General features: G+C 37.7%; 16 protein-coding genes. All 16 read left to right on the forward strand.

Annotated elements, in window-relative coordinates; all coding sequences use genetic code 11:
• Nucleotides 1–14 precede the first annotated feature (14 nt).
• The 16 genes from pseB (at nt 15) to GA520_RS08890 (ending at nt 17,116) form a co-directional block, all read left to right on the forward strand.
• Nucleotides 15–1,040, forward strand: a complete 1,026-nt coding sequence (gene pseB, locus GA520_RS08815; protein ID WP_163339204.1) for a UDP-N-acetylglucosamine 4,6-dehydratase (inverting) — start codon at nt 15–17, stop codon at nt 1,038–1,040.
• Nucleotides 1,041–1,100: 60 nt separating this feature from the next.
• Nucleotides 1,101–2,261 carry a UDP-4-amino-4,6-dideoxy-N-acetyl-beta-L-altrosamine transaminase gene (pseC, locus tag GA520_RS08820; RefSeq protein ID WP_163339203.1) on the forward strand — a complete coding sequence of 387 codons (1,161 nt, stop codon included), beginning with the start codon at nt 1,101–1,103 and terminating at the stop codon, nt 2,259–2,261.
• The gene (gene pseF, locus GA520_RS08825; RefSeq protein WP_163339202.1) at nt 2,258–2,944 is read left to right on the forward strand and encodes a pseudaminic acid cytidylyltransferase; all 687 of its coding nucleotides are present in this window, start codon (nt 2,258–2,260) and stop codon (nt 2,942–2,944) included. Before pseC ends, pseF begins: the two co-directional genes overlap by 4 nt.
• The gene (pseG, locus tag GA520_RS08830) at nt 2,941–4,470 is read left to right on the forward strand and encodes a UDP-2,4-diacetamido-2,4,6-trideoxy-beta-L-altropyranose hydrolase (RefSeq protein WP_163339201.1); all 1,530 of its coding nucleotides are present in this window, start codon (nt 2,941–2,943) and stop codon (nt 4,468–4,470) included. Before pseF ends, pseG begins: the two co-directional genes overlap by 4 nt.
• The gene (gene pseI / locus GA520_RS08835; protein WP_163339200.1) at nt 4,463–5,518 is read left to right on the forward strand and encodes a pseudaminic acid synthase; all 1,056 of its coding nucleotides are present in this window, start codon (nt 4,463–4,465) and stop codon (nt 5,516–5,518) included. Before pseG ends, pseI begins: the two co-directional genes overlap by 8 nt.
• A 61-nt stretch (nt 5,519–5,579) precedes the next feature.
• Nucleotides 5,580–6,569: a hypothetical protein gene (locus GA520_RS08840; protein ID WP_163339199.1), complete on the forward strand. Its 990-nt coding sequence runs from the start codon at nt 5,580–5,582 to the stop codon at nt 6,567–6,569.
• Between the two features lie 272 nt (nt 6,570–6,841).
• Complete coding sequence (locus GA520_RS08845; RefSeq protein WP_163339198.1) at nt 6,842–7,633, forward strand: FkbM family methyltransferase; 792 nt, start codon at nt 6,842–6,844, stop codon at nt 7,631–7,633.
• 6 nt (nt 7,634–7,639) lie between these two features.
• Complete coding sequence (locus tag GA520_RS08850) at nt 7,640–8,467, forward strand: DUF5672 family protein (protein ID WP_163339197.1); 828 nt, start codon at nt 7,640–7,642, stop codon at nt 8,465–8,467.
• Nucleotides 8,468–8,544: 77 nt separating this feature from the next.
• Nucleotides 8,545–9,255, forward strand: a complete 711-nt coding sequence (locus GA520_RS08855; protein ID WP_240910206.1) for a bifunctional 2-polyprenyl-6-hydroxyphenol methylase/3-demethylubiquinol 3-O-methyltransferase UbiG — start codon at nt 8,545–8,547, stop codon at nt 9,253–9,255.
• Nucleotides 9,256–9,264: 9 nt separating this feature from the next.
• Nucleotides 9,265–9,951, forward strand: coding sequence for a cytidylyltransferase domain-containing protein (locus tag GA520_RS08860; protein ID WP_163339195.1), 687 nt, complete (start codon nt 9,265–9,267; stop codon nt 9,949–9,951).
• 19 nt (nt 9,952–9,970) lie between these two features.
• A complete protein-coding gene (locus GA520_RS08865; RefSeq protein ID WP_163339194.1) occupies nt 9,971–12,220 on the forward strand; it encodes an N-acetylneuraminate synthase family protein in 2,250 nt (749 codons plus the stop codon).
• Nucleotides 12,221–12,297: 77 nt separating this feature from the next.
• A complete protein-coding gene (locus GA520_RS08870; protein WP_163339193.1) occupies nt 12,298–13,053 on the forward strand; it encodes a glycosyltransferase family 2 protein in 756 nt (251 codons plus the stop codon).
• Nucleotides 13,050–13,925 (forward strand): DUF6625 family protein, encoded by an 876-nt coding sequence (locus tag GA520_RS08875; RefSeq protein ID WP_163339192.1) that lies wholly within the window; start codon nt 13,050–13,052, stop codon nt 13,923–13,925. The genes GA520_RS08870 and GA520_RS08875 overlap by 4 nt, the downstream gene beginning before the upstream one ends.
• Nucleotides 13,922–15,286, forward strand: a complete 1,365-nt coding sequence (locus tag GA520_RS08880) for a surface carbohydrate biosynthesis protein (RefSeq protein ID WP_163339191.1) — start codon at nt 13,922–13,924, stop codon at nt 15,284–15,286. Before GA520_RS08875 ends, GA520_RS08880 begins: the two co-directional genes overlap by 4 nt.
• Nucleotides 15,287–15,348: 62 nt before the next feature.
• Nucleotides 15,349–16,329, forward strand: a complete 981-nt coding sequence (locus tag GA520_RS08885) for a glycosyltransferase family A protein (protein ID WP_163339190.1) — start codon at nt 15,349–15,351, stop codon at nt 16,327–16,329.
• Nucleotides 16,330–16,387: 58 nt separating this feature from the next.
• Nucleotides 16,388–17,116 (forward strand): class I SAM-dependent methyltransferase, encoded by a 729-nt coding sequence (locus GA520_RS08890; RefSeq protein WP_163339189.1) that lies wholly within the window; start codon nt 16,388–16,390, stop codon nt 17,114–17,116.
• Nucleotides 17,117–17,118: the final 2 nt, after the last annotated feature.

Here is a 17,118-nt window from a genome sequence, read left to right on the forward strand (position 1 = left end):
TTAATCACATCGATATGACACATTCATACTCAATAAAAGGTAGCAAAATTCTTATAACCGGAGGTACCGGTTCTTTCGGCAAGGCGTTCGTGAGAACATTGCTGGAACGATATCCGGATATTAAGCGCTTAGTCGTATTCAGTCGAGACGAACTGAAACAATTCGAAATGGCGCAGGAATTTCCTGAAACGAAATATCGGAACCTTAGATATTTTATCGGTGATGTACGTGATCTTGATCGATTGCGTCGAGCGATGGAGGATATTGATACCGTCATTCATGCCGCTGCCCTTAAACAGGTCCCTGCAGCTGAATACAATCCATTTGAAGCAATAAAGACGAACATCTTGGGGGCGCAGAATGTAATTGAGGCAAGCCTTGACTCACAAGTTCGTCGGATTGTTGCTTTATCGACAGATAAAGCTGCTGCTCCTATCAATCTCTATGGAGCAACAAAGCTTTGTTCTGATAAGCTTTTTACTGCTGCCAATAATATTAAAGGGCAACGGGACATGCGGTTCAGTGTGGTTCGTTATGGGAATGTCATGGGAAGCCGGGGGTCAGTTATCCCTTTTTTCTTAGATAAAAAGAATACAGGCTCCCTGCCGATTACCGATCCTGAGATGACGAGGTTCAATATTAGCTTGCAAGATGGTGTTGATATGGTCCTCTGGGCTCTGGAAAATACCAAAGGGGGGGAGATTTTTGTCCCTAAGATTCCAAGTTACAGAATTACAGATGTCGCTTCAGCCATATGTCCAAATTGCGATACACCAATTGTAGGTATCAGGCCAGGTGAGAAGATTCATGAAGAAATGATAACGGCCAGTGATAGCTTTAATACTGTCGACTTAGGTTGTTATTTCGCTATCTTGCCATCAGCCGGTCAGTATTCTGTTGAAACATACTGTGAAGAATGTGAGGGAACTCCTGTACAACCGGGTTTTGTATATAATAGTGGAACGAACAGTGATTTTTTGACGGTCAAGCAACTTTCCGAACTTATTTCAGAGCATATAACACAGGAAGACCAAAAGTAAGGGAAACAATTCTATTGGACGGCTTCAGGTCATGCAATTGAATATAGGGAATGCAGATCTATGATACCATATGGACGTCAAGATATATGCCAGGAAGACATTGATGCGGTGGTACGTGTCTTACAGTCTGACTATCTAACTCAGGGGCCTATGGTTCCGACATTTGAGAAAAAGATGGAAAGATATGTCGGCGCCAAACATGGTGTTGCTGTCAATAGCGCTACGTCAGCTTTACATTTGGCTTGTCTTGCTCTAGGGCTTGGTAAGGGGGACTGGCTTTGGACGACCCCTGTTTCTTTTGTTGCCTCTGCAAATTGTGGTCTATATTGTGGTGCAAAGGTTGATTTCGTAGATATTGATCCCATTACATATAATTTATGCCCTAGAAAATTAGAGAATAAGCTACTACTTGCCGCAAAAGAAGGGCGGATGCCAAAAATTGTTGTAGCCGTTCATTTATGTGGTCAGGCATGTGATATGAAGGCGTTGCATACCTTAGCCGGTCGCTACGGTTTTAAGTTGATAGAGGATGCTTCACACGCTGTAGGTGCAAAATACTGTGATGAGTTTATTGGTAACTGTAGTTATAGCGATATTACAGTATTTAGTTTTCATCCAGTCAAAATTATCACAACCGCTGAAGGAGGGATTGCGCTGACCCAATCCGCCGATCTGGCACAAAAAATGGCATTGCTGCGTAGTCATGGGATTACTCGCGACACAGACTTGATGACTCACGTAACTGACGGTAGTTGGTATTATCAGCAACTAGACCTCGGTTTTAATTACAGAATGACAGACCTGCAGGCGGCGTTGGGGATTAGCCAACTCGATAGGCTGACCAATTTTATTAAAAAAAGGCATGCTATTGTTGGTAGGTATAATTCCCTTCTTGCAGATTTGCCAGTTGTAACCCCCTGGCAACATCCTGATACATATTCAAGTTATCATCTTTATGTTATCCGTTTGGAGTTAGATAGGATTCAAAAGACTCATAGACAGGTTTTTGATAAATTAAGGGAAGCTGGAGTAGGTGTTAACCTTCACTATATACCAATACACACCCAACCATTTTATCAACAGATGGGCTTCGCCCAAGGTGATTATCCCGAAGCTGAAAAATATTATTCAGAGGCCATCAGTTTGCCTGTTTTTTCCACGATGACTGAAGATCAGCAGGACACTGTTGTAAAAGCTCTAAAAGAGGCCGTGGGCTATTGAATATCGCAATAATCCCTGCACGAGGTGGCAGTAAAAGGATTCCTCGAAAAAACATACGATCCTTTTACGGCAAGCCAATGATTTCCTACGCTATTGACTGCGCCAGGGAATCAGGCCTTTTTGAACATGTCGTGGTGTCTACCGAAGACCATGAGATAGCTGAGATAGCACAAGACTGCGGGGCAGAAGTGCCATTTTTTAGACCGGAACAGTTAGCAGATGATCACACTACGACAGTCAAAGTTGTTGAGCATGGGATTCAAATGTGTTGCGACCTTGGTTGGAAAATAAAGTATGTCTGCTGCATCTACCCCTGTACTCCTTTTATCCGAAAAGAGGATTTGAAAGGTGCGTTCGATCTTTTGGTAAAAAGAGATGGCAAATTCTGTTTTCCTGTAACACGGTTTCCATCAGCAGTCCAGCGATCGCTGAGGTTAACGGTTGATGGAAAAGTTGAACCGTTTTTTAAGGAGTATGTGCAAACCCGGACTCAGGATTTAGAAGTCCTTTTCCACGATACTGGACAATTTTACTGGGGAAACTGTGAGGCATGGCTACATAATGATTGTATTCACAGTGAAGGGATCGGTTATGAAATACCTCAATGGAGAGTCATTGATATCGACGAAGAAGCGGATTGGAATCGCGCTGAAAAACTCTATCAGGTAATCACTCACAAATGAAGAATAGTCGTCAAATTGCTATTCGTGTTGATGCTTCAGAGGTTATAGGCACCGGGCATTTCATGCGATGTCTGACATTGGCAGACAGCCTGAATGCTTACTACAATGATATTACTTTTATCTGCCGCCACATGCCTAAACACTTTCAGGCGGAGATAACGACCAGGGGATATCATTTTTCCAAACTTGATGGTGGCAGCAAAGAGGAAAGCTTCCAAGAGTCTTCTTATTATTGTGATTGGCTTGGAGTTGATCAGGTTGTTGACGCTAAGGCGACAATGAGGTTTCTTTCTCAAAACAAATTTGAAACCTTGATAGTCGATCATTACGCTCTTGATAATCGATGGGAATCAGCAGTGCGGCCTATGGTTGACCGGATTATGGTTATTGATGATCTTGCCAACCGCACCCATGATTGCGATATATTGCTGGACCAGAACTATTATCAGGATATGGAACAGCGATATCGAGATTTGGTGCCATCTTGCTGTACTAAGCTGTTGGGGCCTCGTTTTGCGTTACTTCGCAAGTCTTTTCTTGCAATGAGGAAAACGACTGAAGTCAGATCTGGTCAGGTAAAAAGGCTCTTATTGTTTTTTGGTGGTGTGGATTTCCACAATTATACAACTTTAGCAATCAACGCATTGTTGTCACTTGATGTCAAGGGCGTAGATGTTGATGTCGTCATTGGTCGGCAACATCCTTTCAAGAAGGATATTTATCGAGTCTGCGAGGAATATGGTTTTACATGTCATATTCAAACAGATGAAATTGAGAAATTGATGGCTTCAGCTGATCTATCAATCGGTGCCGGAGGTACAGTGACTATGGAACGATGCTGTCTTGGGTTGCCAACAATGGTGGTGAGTACCGCTGAAAATCAGAATCAACAGGTCGGAGATGCTGCAGCAGCTGGGCTGGTTTATCTGATCTCGGGCTATGATGATTATACCGAAGCAATGAAATGTCACTTGAGATCTCTGTTCCAAAACGAGCACCTGCGAGAGCATATCTCACATACTGGGATGATGCTGGTCGACGGTAAGGGCTGTCAGAGGGTGACGAGTTTTCTCAATGGACAGTCGATAAAAATCAGGGAGGCTGACTCCAGCGATTTAGAGAAAATATATGAGTGGCGGAACCATCCAGATGTTCGTTCCGTATCACGGGAAACAGAAGCGCTATCGTTTGAAGCTCATAAAGAGTGGTTTGCAAAGGTTTTAGAATCACAGAAACGATTATTGCTGCTTGGTTTTCTTGGTGATATCCCTGTGGGCGTAGTGCGTTTTGATATATATGATACATCGGGCGAAGTATCAATATATCGTACTCCAATCAGTGACAGCGGTCTGGGACATGGACTTTTGATGGCTGCTGAGAATTGGTTAATTACGAATCGCCCTGACATTTCCGTCCTTATGGCCTGCGTGCTTGAAAACAATGTATCATCACATAGGCTGTTTGCAAATGCAGGGTATTGCATTGATCAAACAAGCTACAGGAAGAGAGTTAACTCAGATGAGTGAAAGTATACAGATTGCTGACAGGGCTGTTGGTATAGAAGAACCTCCTTTTATTATTGCTGAAATGTCTGGTAATCATAACCAGTCTTTGGAACGCGCTCTCGAGATTGTGGAAGCCGCTGCAAAAGCAGGTGCTCATGCTTTAAAAATTCAAACGTATACACCTGATACCATGACCCTTGATGTGAAGGGTGAAGGGTTTGTGATAAGGGATGGTGAAAGCCTCTGGGATGGCAGATCCTTGTATGATTTATATCAGGAGGCGCATACGCCATGGGAATGGCATAAGGCGATCTTTGATAAATCCAGAGAATTAGGCATGATTCCATTCAGTACACCTTTTGATGAATCATCGGTCGATTTTCTTGAGGAGCTAGATACTCCCTGCTATAAAATTGCTTCTTTTGAAAATATTGACATACCCCTCATCAAGCGTGTCGCACAAACAGGTAAACCACTGATTATTTCTACGGGAATGGCATCTGTTGCTGAATTGGACGAAGCTGTCAGCACTGCTCGAAGTGCTGGTGCTAAAGAGCTGGTTTTACTAAAATGCACAAGTACATATCCTGCTTCTCCAGCTGATACGAATATCTCGACCATTCCTCACATGAAGAAGCTTTTTGATTGTGAGGTAGGGTTGTCTGATCATACGCGGGGCTTGGGTGTTGCTGTCGCAAGTGTTGCGTTGGGAGCCACCGTGATTGAAAAGCACTTTACAGTAGACAGGAGTGCCGGAGGTGTTGACAGTGCTTTTTCGTTAGAACCGGCTGAGATGCAAAATCTCGTTGAGGAAACAGCGAGGGCTTGGGAATCTCTGGGAAGTGTAATGTATGGACCAACAAGTAGAGAAAAGAAGTCTCTTAATTTTAGACGCTCCCTCTATGTTACGAAGGATATGAAGGTTGGTGAGGTATTAACCTCTGAAAATGTTAGAGCTATTAGGCCGGGGTATGGATTGGCTCCCAAATTCCATGATATTGTTATAGGAAGGAAAGTAACTAAAAATGTTAGCATTGGAACTCCTCTATCTTGGGATCTAATTTTGTAGACTTTGTAGATTGATATAAATCAATTTTATTTGTAAAAAATTATCATCATGGCCATACCTTATGAAAATGGATACATTTGATTATAAAGGTTATTCGGAAGATGAATTACTATTGTTATGTAATGAAAATGCTACAAAAAATAATGAGAAATGCTATAAGTATTGGGTATCAGAAGTATATTCTATAGGCCGATTGATTAGAGATTATGGATTCTATCCACAGTTTCTTCCACTTTATGTATATTCAAATCATGGTGTTACTTTTGATTACAAAGATAATGGCATACCTGAGCATGAAAGAAATAATGATGCTTTCTGCATGTTTTGTTACGATAATGATAACACCAAATACTATAGAAAAAATACAGGTAAGAGATGCTACACCTTATTTTCTCCCTTTGTTTTTTATCGGAGAAAAATGAAAATACAGCAGGATGCTGATAGTTCAGGAACACTGGTTTTTCCAGCTCATACTACACCTAATATTAGCAATGTTTCTAATGTTTCAAAATTTATTGATGACTTAAATGAGTTGCCTGATTCACATCAACCAGTTTGTGTGTGTCTCCATTACCATGATATTGTAAATGGAGATTATAAAATATACTTAGATAATAAAATTCCAGTGTACACAGCAGGGAGTCCTTATGATCCTATTTTTGTTGAAAGATTATACAGCTTGTTGAAGATGTTCAAATATAGTGCATCTAATCAAATAGGTACATATACTTATTATAGTATTGAAATGGGTATTCCATTTTTTATTATTGGAGAGCGTCCTCGATTGATAAATCATAATGACATGCAGATAAAGAAGGGTGTTTTAGAATTGACAGAACATGATAAGTATAGTGATATGTTTAATAAAGATGTATTAGAATTATCTAAAGATAAGATAGAGCTTTGTAGAGATAAATTAGGTCTTGATTATGGTGTTAGTCGTATCAAAATGGCCCTGATTTTATACTCTTCTGTCTTGGAAAGATATTGGAGAAAGATTCGTTTTAATATGAGAAAAAGCTTTGTGAATGTGATTGTACATATTGAATAAAATGTCCTAATATGGGCAGTGTTTTTTTAGTCTGAGGTAATATGATTTTGATTAAAAAAGTGGAATACATCAAGCTGTGCAGAACATTGTATTAAAACTAGATAGTTAACTATGTAGATGTTTGTAGTGCTAATCATTGGCGGATATTGTTTCGGAAAGGGTAGAGATGTATGTGAGTAAACATAATTTTTGTCAACACTGAACCTAAAGCATTTCATAACCTTAATGATTTTTATATTAAACAATAAGTACAATAATATATGGTTTTAAATATGTTTAGAAAATACTTCTCACTTTTGAAAAATACTGAAAAGGCATTATCTTTCAAAGAGTGGCGAAAGCTTAAATCTATGCCGAGATACACTCCTGTAGAGACTAAACTGTACGGAGTTGTTATTAAATCTAATGATTCTTGTACATTGTTGGGAGATATTGATGGTATACTTAATAAGGGTGTATACCAATTCATGTCAGAATCTAGTCGTCCAGTTATTGTAGATTGTGGCGCAAATATTGGTATGAGTATAGTTTACTTCAAACGATTATATCCTGGTGCCAAAATAATTGCTTTCGAACCAGACCCAAACCTTTTCGACATACTTTCTTGTAATATCGATAGTTTTATGTTTAACGATATTGAATTAGTTCAAAAAGCATTATGGGTGCACAATGATGGAGTATTGTTTGATGTTGAAGGTGGCCATTCTGGGGCTATTCATATGCAAGGTCAAAATGATAATAATACCGTTAAGGTTCAATCTATACGACTAAAAGATGTTTTATGTGAGTATGAAAAAATTGATATGCTCAAAATTGATATAGAGGGAGCTGAAAATGAAGTCATATTTGATTGTGATAATGAATTATCAAGATGCGATCATATTTTTATTGAATATCATTCAAGGAATGGCTCTGAACAACGGTTACATGAAATATTATATTTATTAAACAAGTTGAACTATCGTTATCACATTCACGAGGCGTTTACTAGATACCAACCTTTTGTGGATCGAAACTGTATGGTAGGAATGGATTTGCAGCTTAATTTATTCTTTTATAAATAACTGATTATGGAAGAATTAGTAACAGTTGTTGTGCCTATATGGAAGGATAATTTGTCCAAATTTGAAAAAATATCACTAGAGCAAAATTCAACCATACTTAACAAGCATCACTTTACAATTGCAACAAACAAGAATGTTGACCTAGAACGTGTTGAAACAATCTTAAGTAAAAATAATGTAAATTATTCAGTAAAATACTTTCACAAGGATTACTTCACAAATATTGAAGGTTACAATAGATTGCTATTGTCATTAAGATTTTACTTAAAATTTGTAAATTTTAAATATATATTGATATGCCAGCTTGACACATTTGTTTTCAAAGATGATTTAGTTTATTGGGTTAACAACGGTTATTCATATATAGGGGCTCCTTGGCTTGAATGTTACGAAAGTGCCGATGAACGGTCATCAATTATTGGTATAGGTAATGGTGGTCTGTCATTGAGAAATGTGACTGACCAATTAAAAGTACTATTAACATTTAAATATATCGAAGATGTTCACATATATAGAAATAACATACTCAACACTGAAGGAACATTGCCAGGCAGGATCTTATTGTTTTTGAAAATGACTATTTTTAGAAATAATACATTCTTTCTTTTTAATAATTGGAAAAAAAATGAAGATATATTCTGGTGCACAATTGGCTCAAGAAATACTTGGTACAATCTGCCAAACGCAGAAATAGCTTCACAGTTTAGTGTAGAACTTCAACCTGAAAGGTTTATAAAGGGAGATGAAACCCTGCCGTTCGGCTGTCATGCATGGTGGAAATATGATCTGGAATTTTGGAAACCATATATTAATTCTTATGGACATGATGTATAAAACAACTTTTAATAAATGATATGTTAAATAAAGACCTTACTCATAAGTATAATAGTGTATATAAAAATAACTCCAAAATGTTTTACACTTACAACTCATATCCTGAATCAAAATTGATAATGGAAATGCTTCCATCATGGAATAATAAAAAGGTATTAGAGATTGGTTGCGGAGAAGGACGGCTTGCAGCGATGATAAGTTTTGCAGGTGCAAAAACAGTTGATGCAACAGATTATAGTGAAGAAGCAATAAAGATTGCTAGGTCAAATTTTCATATTGAAAATGTTACTTATCAATGTTCGGATTATCGTGATTTTAAACAAAAATATGATGTTGTTGTTTTACAAGGGGTGCTTGAACATTTAGATAATCCGTTTGAAGAATTAAAAAATATTTTCTACACATGTGTGAATGAAGGAGGATGGCTGATCACTTCCTCACCTTCATTTATCAATCCACGAGGGTATGTGTGGATGGCACTCCAACTTCTTTTAGATGTACCAATGTCACTAACAGATCTTCATTTTCTATGTCCCTTTGATTTTGAAGAGTTTGCATCAAGGTATGATTTAGAATTGGAATATAAATCAACAGATTTTGATTGGGCGAGTGGAGACAGGTTAATAATTGATTTTGAAAAGAGATTAAGAAACGCACTTAGAGATGCAAATTTGGATAACTCTAAGGTTGATCGTTTTCTTAAATGGTTAGAGAAAGCCGCTCCATGTCATTTGCATGATGATAGGAGTGGAACAACAATAGCGTATCGTTTTAAAAAAAAATCATAAGAGACCTTAATGTTGAAATGTTTAGCTATAATTCCTGCTCGCGGTGGCTCCAAAGGTATCCCTGGTAAAAATATCATACCAATAGGGGGACACCCTTTAATATATTACAATATACATGCTGCTCAGAAGTCACGATATATAGAGAGACTTATTGTTTCAACAGATGATCATGAGATTTCGGAAGTAGCGCTAAAAGAGGGTGCTGAAGTTGTAATAAGACCTTCTGATATAAGTGGTGATTTGGCTTCTTCTGAGCTCGCGCTGATATATACACTCGATGAGTTGTATAAAACAGAGAATTATCAACCAGATATACTCGTTTTTTTGCAATGCACATCTCCACTTACCACTACGGAAGATATTGACCAGACTATAGGTAAACTTATAGAGGAAGATGGCGATTCAGCACTGACTGTTGCCCCCTTTCACTATTATTTATGGAAGAATGATCATAACGGCGAACTTGTAGGTATAAATCATGATAAATACCATCGTCCGATGAGGCAGGAGAGAGAAAAACAGTACATAGAAACTGGAGCGGTTTACGTAATGAGAGTACAGGAGTTCTTACAACGTAAATACCGTTTTTTTGGAAAAGTTGTAATGTCTGTCATGCCTGAAGAACGATGTTTTGAAATCGACGTGCCGGCTGATTTGCTCATAGCAGAACAATTGCTTCATCAACAAAATAAATAATGGTATTAAGGTTCTGGGCATGATTATAGATAGAGAAATTTCAAAATACATTGTTTTTAGTGAAGACCCCATAGTTCGTGGCTTGGAGAAGATGGATGCGAACAACATGAGGATAATCTTTATTGTGTCTGAAACTGGCGTACTAGAAGGTATTGTCTCAGACGGAGATGTTCGAAGATGGTTGATAGAGAAGCAAAATAATACAGATATCCAGAAGCCAATAATAGATATTTGCAATAAAAGCTTTGAATATTCTTCTGTTAATGAACACCCTGCCGATTTAAGCAAACGTTTTTCAAGCAGGATTGAATATGTCCCCCTTGTTGATGACAAATTTCATCTCATTGCTATAGCTAGTAAACGCGTTCCATCTTTGATTATTGATTCTACCGAAATCTCTAATGAAAGTAATACATTCATAATTGCTGAAATCGGCAACAACCATAATGGGGACATTGCATTTGCAAAGAAACTTGTAGATGCTGCTGTAGATGCTGGTGCTGACTGTGTAAAGTTTCAAATGCGGGACCTGACTGAGCTCTATAGCAATACCGGCAATGCTAATGATGCAAAGGAAGACCTAGGTTCTCAGTATGTCCTCGATCTACTCAGTAAATATCAGTTATCCAATGACGAACTCATAGAAATATTTGATTATTGTAAACAGGTAGGCACAATTCCTTTATGCACTCCGTGGGATCAGCCATCTATAGATTTTCTTGATGAATATGGAATGCAGGCTTTTAAAATAGCATCTGCAGATTTCACCAATCATGACTTTTTGAAAAGTATCGCAGAAAAAGGGAAAGTGATGATTTGTTCCACCGGTATGTGTAATGAACAGGAGGTAAAAGCAGGTGTTGATATTCTAAAAAGAATAGGTGCTAAATTCATATTGTTACACTGTAACTCAACGTATCCTGCTCCTTTTAAAGACATAAACCTTAACTACCTAGACCGACTAGGTGAGTTGAGTCCTTTTCCTGTTGGCTATTCAGGTCACGAAAGAGGAGGGAGTATTGCGCAAGCTGCTGTTGCTAAGGGTGCTAAGGTAATAGAAAAACACTTTACTCTTGATAGATCAATGGAGGGAAATGATCATAAAATAAGCCTCCTTCCTCATGAATTTAAAGAAATGGTTCAAGGAATCAGATCTATTGAGTTGGCTTTAGGGACCTCTGGCAATCGTGATATTACTCAAGGAGAACTTATAAACAGGGAAAGTTTAGCAAAAAGTCTTGTTATTAATCAGGAATTGAAAAAGGGGGAACGTATTCTTGAGGGGATGGTTGAGGTTAAAAGTCCTGGCAAGGGGCTGGCCCCCTACAAAAAAAATGAACTGATCGGATTAGAAGCCTCACGTGATTTTAAAAAAGGTGATTTTTTCTATCCTGAGGATATTGAAGGTTTGGAGGTAGAACCAAGAGATTTTAAATTTACTCATAGATATGGTGTGCCTGTCAGGTATCATGATGCAGTTCAAATTGCCTCCAGTTGTTCCTTAGACTTACTCGAAATTCACCTTAGTTATAAAGATTTGGAAGAAGATTTTGAAAAATTCTTCAGTGAAGCTTTTTCTCATGACTTAGTGGTACATAGCCCAGAACTTTTTGAAGGTGATCATATTTTGGATCTTTGTACCCCTGATCATGATTATCGATCTAGATCGATAACTGAACTTCAAAGAGTCGTAGATATAACTAGGAAATTGAAGTCGTATTTTCCTAGCTCTGATTGCCCTTTGATAGTACTAAACCCAGGTGGTTTTAGTGCTGATGGGTTTATCGCAAAGGAAGTGAGGAAAGAGTACTACGAAATTCTTATTGATAGTCTGAACCAGGTAGATCAGGACGGAGTTGAAATTATACCGCAAACCATGCCTCCGTATCCTTGGCATTTCGGAGGACAGAGATTTCATAACTTGTTTATTGATTCTAGTGAAATACTAGATTTTTGTACATCACACGGGTTTCGAATTTGTTTAGACTTGTCCCATTCAAAATTGGCATGTAATTTTACCAAATACCCATTTTCTAGATTTATTGAAGATATTGCCCATGTTACTGCTCACATGCATATTGCGGATGCAAAGGGCCTTGATGGAGAAGGGCTCCAGATAGGAGATGGAGAAATAGATTTTGGTATGTTGATGAAAGTACTTCAAGAAAAGATACCACATGCATCCTTTATTCCAGAAATTTGGCAGGGACATAAGAACGGTGGCAAGGGATTCTGGATAGCATTAGATCATCTAGAAAAATATAGTTAAATAACATTTAAGAAAAGACCAACAGTTATTTATTCCAGTATAAATTATTATATAGCTAAGACTCATCATCACTTCACATGTTCCCAAAAAACCGCCCACTTGTTTCCGTAGTTACAGTATGTTTCAACGAAGAAGATCGCATTAGAGACACTGCAGAATCAGTTGTATCTCAGATATCTAATAATTACGAATGGATTATAGTTGATGGTGGGTCCACTGACAATACCCTGGAAGTTTTAAAAGAATATGGTGATAAAATTGATGTGATGATATCCGAGAAGGATTCTGGTGTTTACAACGCTATGAACAAAGGAATCCGAGCATCAAGTGGGGAATTTTGTATATTTATTAATGGTGGGGACAAGTTTTACGATAAAGATGCTATTGAGAAATTTGAATGTGAAAAGGAAAAGGCAGATATAAATTACGGGGGCATATACGAAATCAATAAAGTTAAGAATAACGTGAAAGTTAAATTCTTACAGCCAGTTGAAGATTATGCATACTACCTGTATCATCGTTGTTTGCCACATCAGTCAACATTTATAAGTAGAAAATTGTTAGAAGAATTAGCCTGTTATGATGAGAGTTATGTCGTCAATTCAGATTGGGACTTTTATTCAAAGGCTATCGTTAAGAATCAATCAACCGTTAAACATTTATCTTACATAGTTTCAGTATTCTATTTTGATGGCTTGAGTGCGCATACTAAAGGCAGTTTAGCTAATCAAGAAGAATCAAAAAAAATCAGAAAAAAATACTTTAATTTAATGTTTAGAATTAGATTATTCGTTAATATCTTAATCAGCAGGTTGATTGGACGAAATATATGAAGACCAAGTCACGCGAAGATAAAAGCAGTATCATATTAATGTGTGCTTATATGGGGCCGTTACCTTATTGGATGCCAGCATTTATGGCATCTTGTCGGAAAAACCCTGATGTCAATTGGCTCATCGTTACGAATATGGATCAATCTGCTTTGCCTGATGGTCCATCTAATGTTCGTTTTTTGAATATAGATCTGAAAGATTTTAATGATAGGGTTTCGTCATCTTTGAAAATACCGGTAAATGTTAAACCGGAATATGCCTATAAGATTAACGATTTCAAAGTGGCATATGGAAAAATATTTTCAAAAGAATTCGAAGGTTATGATTTTTGGGGTTACTGTGATCTTGATGTTGTTTGGGGTGATATCAAGAAATTCATCACCCCTGAAATTCTTTTAAAATATGAAATGATAACTTCCAGAATTGACCGCATATCTGGACATTTCTGCCTGTTCAAGAATGAAAATAGATTTAATGAGATGTATAAGGACATTCCTAATGTAAAAACCATGATGGCAGCAGAAAGGAATTACGCCATTGATGAGGAATTTATTACGAATTATTTATACATGGTCCATAAACCAAATTGGGTAATACGGTTAAAGTATTTCAATAAATTTGGTGGTTTTGTTAAGCCCAATGTCTATTGGAACAAGGTATTGACCACCAGCGGTGCCCACCAACGTGCGTTAGGAGATGGTACGAAAAGACATTTCTTGTGGAAAAATGGACAGGTATTCGATGCTGATGAGACTGAATTAATGTATATCCATTTTCATAAAATGAAAAAAGATATGCACACAATTAATTTCGACTACAATGATAGCGTAAACGAATTTATCATCAACAGAGAAGGTCTTTTTCTTTCATGAATCATTCACAAAAGATACCAGTAATTATCCCTGTAGAGACAAAATCTCGGGAGTTCCATGGAAAACTCTTTCTCGCACTAGAACTGTTACGACGTGGACACCCTGTTCTTTTCGGAGACCAGGTTCGCTTATGGGATTATTGCGATTTAATTGAACCATCAATATATCTCGACAAAAGTGTTGCTGCTACAAGAAAAGATTGGTTTGAGCGATGTCTGTCTATGGGCCATAAAGTTGTTTCATGGGATGAAGAAGGGCTTGTATTCTTCAATACCTGGATGTTTAGGAAGCTGCGCATAGATCCACAAGCATTTAATCAAGTAGAAAAATTCTTTGCCTGGGGCTCAGTACAAAAAGATGCAATATGTGAAGAGTACCAGGATTTTAGCAGTAAGATTGTTATTTGTGGAAATCCGAGATTTGATTTTTTAAGGGAAGAACTACGTAAATTTTATTTGCCTAAGGTTCAGGAGTTAAAGAACAAATTTGGAAAAATGTTACTGGTCAATACGAATTTTGCATTTTTCAACCATTACAAAACACAAGATGAATTAAAGACAATGCTCGCCCACTATCCACTAGCCGATGAACCGGGTTATTTGGATGGTTGGATTGAAATGCATAGGGTTGCTCATAATTCATTTATTGAAATGGTACCTGAACTATTATCCAGGTATCCTGATTATACTATTGTGGTAAGGCCACACCCTTCTGAGAGCCATAATCCATGGTTGGAACTGGCAGAAAATAATCAAAGACTTCATGTCGATGCTACCGGTAATGTACACGAATGGATACTTGCATCAGAAGCAGTTATCCATTTTAACTGCACAACAGCTGTTGAGTCATACTTGCTAGGGATTCTACCCATAGCATATAGAGCTGAGGAGTTTCCTCGTTATGAAAATGATCTTCCTAACTCGCTAAGTACTAATGTCTATAATCTTGATGAGCTTTGGGATGCCTTAGAAAGTCGAAATGATCAATCCTTTAAAAACGAATTTTGGAATGATGGGAGAAGAAGAATTATAGAAAAACATATTATCAGCCAATCAGGTGAAAGTGCAGCAGAGAGAATCGCAAATGAAATTACCGGGATTGCTGAAAACTTCGAAGGGGAGGGTACAGGCTCGCTTGTGAAGTTTTTAAGAAAAATTAAACGGTTTTGGCGTATCAATCTCCATTGCTACAGAGAAACTGTCAATCCGCCTGATGGTTATACGGACCAAAAATTTCCAGGGATGAGAAAAAGTGAGATAGAGCAAGATTTGAAAAGAATGAAACAATTATCTTCTATTGAAACTCAGTTCAGCGTTAGTAAATATGCAAAAAATTGTTATTGGTTAAAACCAATTGTTTAACCCTTTTACGATGAGTCTCTTCAATTTAACCACTGTTATAGATAGTGGTGCTAGATCTTAAGATGCAATTATCAAAAAAAGTTTCTGTTATTATACCGACATATAATCGTTCCAGGGTTTTAAAGGATTCCATAGAATCGGTTCTGAAACAAAGATATCGCCCTCTGGAACTTGTGGTAGTTGATGATGGTTCAAAAGATTCTACGAGAGATCATGTTGAAAAATTCTCAAAATCTGCTTCGGACAGTGGAATCTCATTAAAATGGCTAACACAGGAGAACAAGGGAGTGTCAGCCGCTAGAAATTATGGGTTTAAAGAGAGTAGTGGTGACTATGTATTGTTTCATGATTCAGATGATTTGCTAGGTGAAAACAGAATTCAACTGCAGGTCGATAAATTAGAATCTACCAATTGTGAATTATGTGCCGCCAGTATAGTGAGATTCAAAGGTAGTGATGAAATCATTAGTCACTATACTCCAAAGGCTCATGATAACGATAAACTTACCCCAGTTGAAATTGCTCAAGTGCATTGGGGCACACAGATTTTCATGTATAGAAGGTCTATTATAGAAAGTTTTATGTGGGATGAGAATATCTCATGTGCGGAGGATGTTGATTATAATTTCAGGGTATTGTATCAAGGCAACGTTGGGGTTTGTCTAGAACCTGAGGCCTATACAAAAATCCGGGAGACCGATGATGGGTTGAGATTGAGTCATATGCCAAGTGGTATGGACTCGCATATCGCAGTCAGAAAACGTGTTCTCGATTATTATCGTAATAACAACCTGGCAGACAATATCCCTGTCGCTCAATCTATTCTGTTACGAACAACCACTATGTTATGGAAAAACGGTTCAAAAAAGAAAGCCAAGGAACTGTTCTCTTATATTCAACCGTTTCATAAAAATGTTATTTATGGTGGAATTGGAGAGCGGCTTTCTTTAATACTTAAGTCGTGTAGGTTATTCTGTACTATCAGGCTTGCTAATGAGTGGTATGGTTCTTTGAGGAGAGGTTTACTGTCGTTTCGACAGTAAAGATAGTATTACTCAACAAACATTTAATTTTATATTTATAAATCAATTTGAGGTAAGTGTGGCATTTTCACCAATTATCAGTAAAGGGCTCAGCGTTCTTGGTCTAAGACTTGTCAACAAGAAACTCTACAGATCTGGCTATTTCCAGCACGAATCTGAGAAGCTGATGGCCTCAATTCAAGAAGAATACCTGGGATTATTATCAAAGTATCCAACAACTGAAGATCGAAGGAAAGGTTTGGAAAATCAAATCCTTTTTGTTGAAATGGTTCACTGGTTAGGAATTGAAAAAAGTAAACCATTAAAGATACTTGATATTGGAGGAAGAGGAGGTTTGTTTGCCTATTTTTGCAAAAAATATGGGCACCAATCCTATGTTTCCGACATTCCGGGAGTACTGCAGAAATCTCCAAATAAAGAGTTGCTCCAATTATTGAATGTAGATTCTCTCGACCTGAAGATCGAACCTTTTACGCCAGTAGATACAGATGGTGAAAAATTCGACCTCATCACTGGATTTAGGACACGGTTTCACTCAAAACTTACCTTTGAGACTGGGAAGGATTATGAGGAGCATTGGGGTGTAAAAGAGTGGGAGTATCTGCTCAATAATCTTGCATCAAATATTCTTAATGAGAACGGCAAAATATTTTTTATGTTAAACCGATTACAGGAGAAAGAAAAAAAGGGATATGTCCCTCAGGAGATTGCTGATTTTTTTTCTGAAAAAGGTGGGATCCTTAACGATCAGTTTCTTTACTTTCCTCAATTACCTGGCCCTTTTTGAAC

It is taken from the genome of Desulfopila sp. IMCC35008 (assembly GCF_010646885.2).
Classification (GTDB): domain Bacteria; phylum Desulfobacterota; class Desulfobulbia; order Desulfobulbales; family Desulfocapsaceae; genus Desulfopila.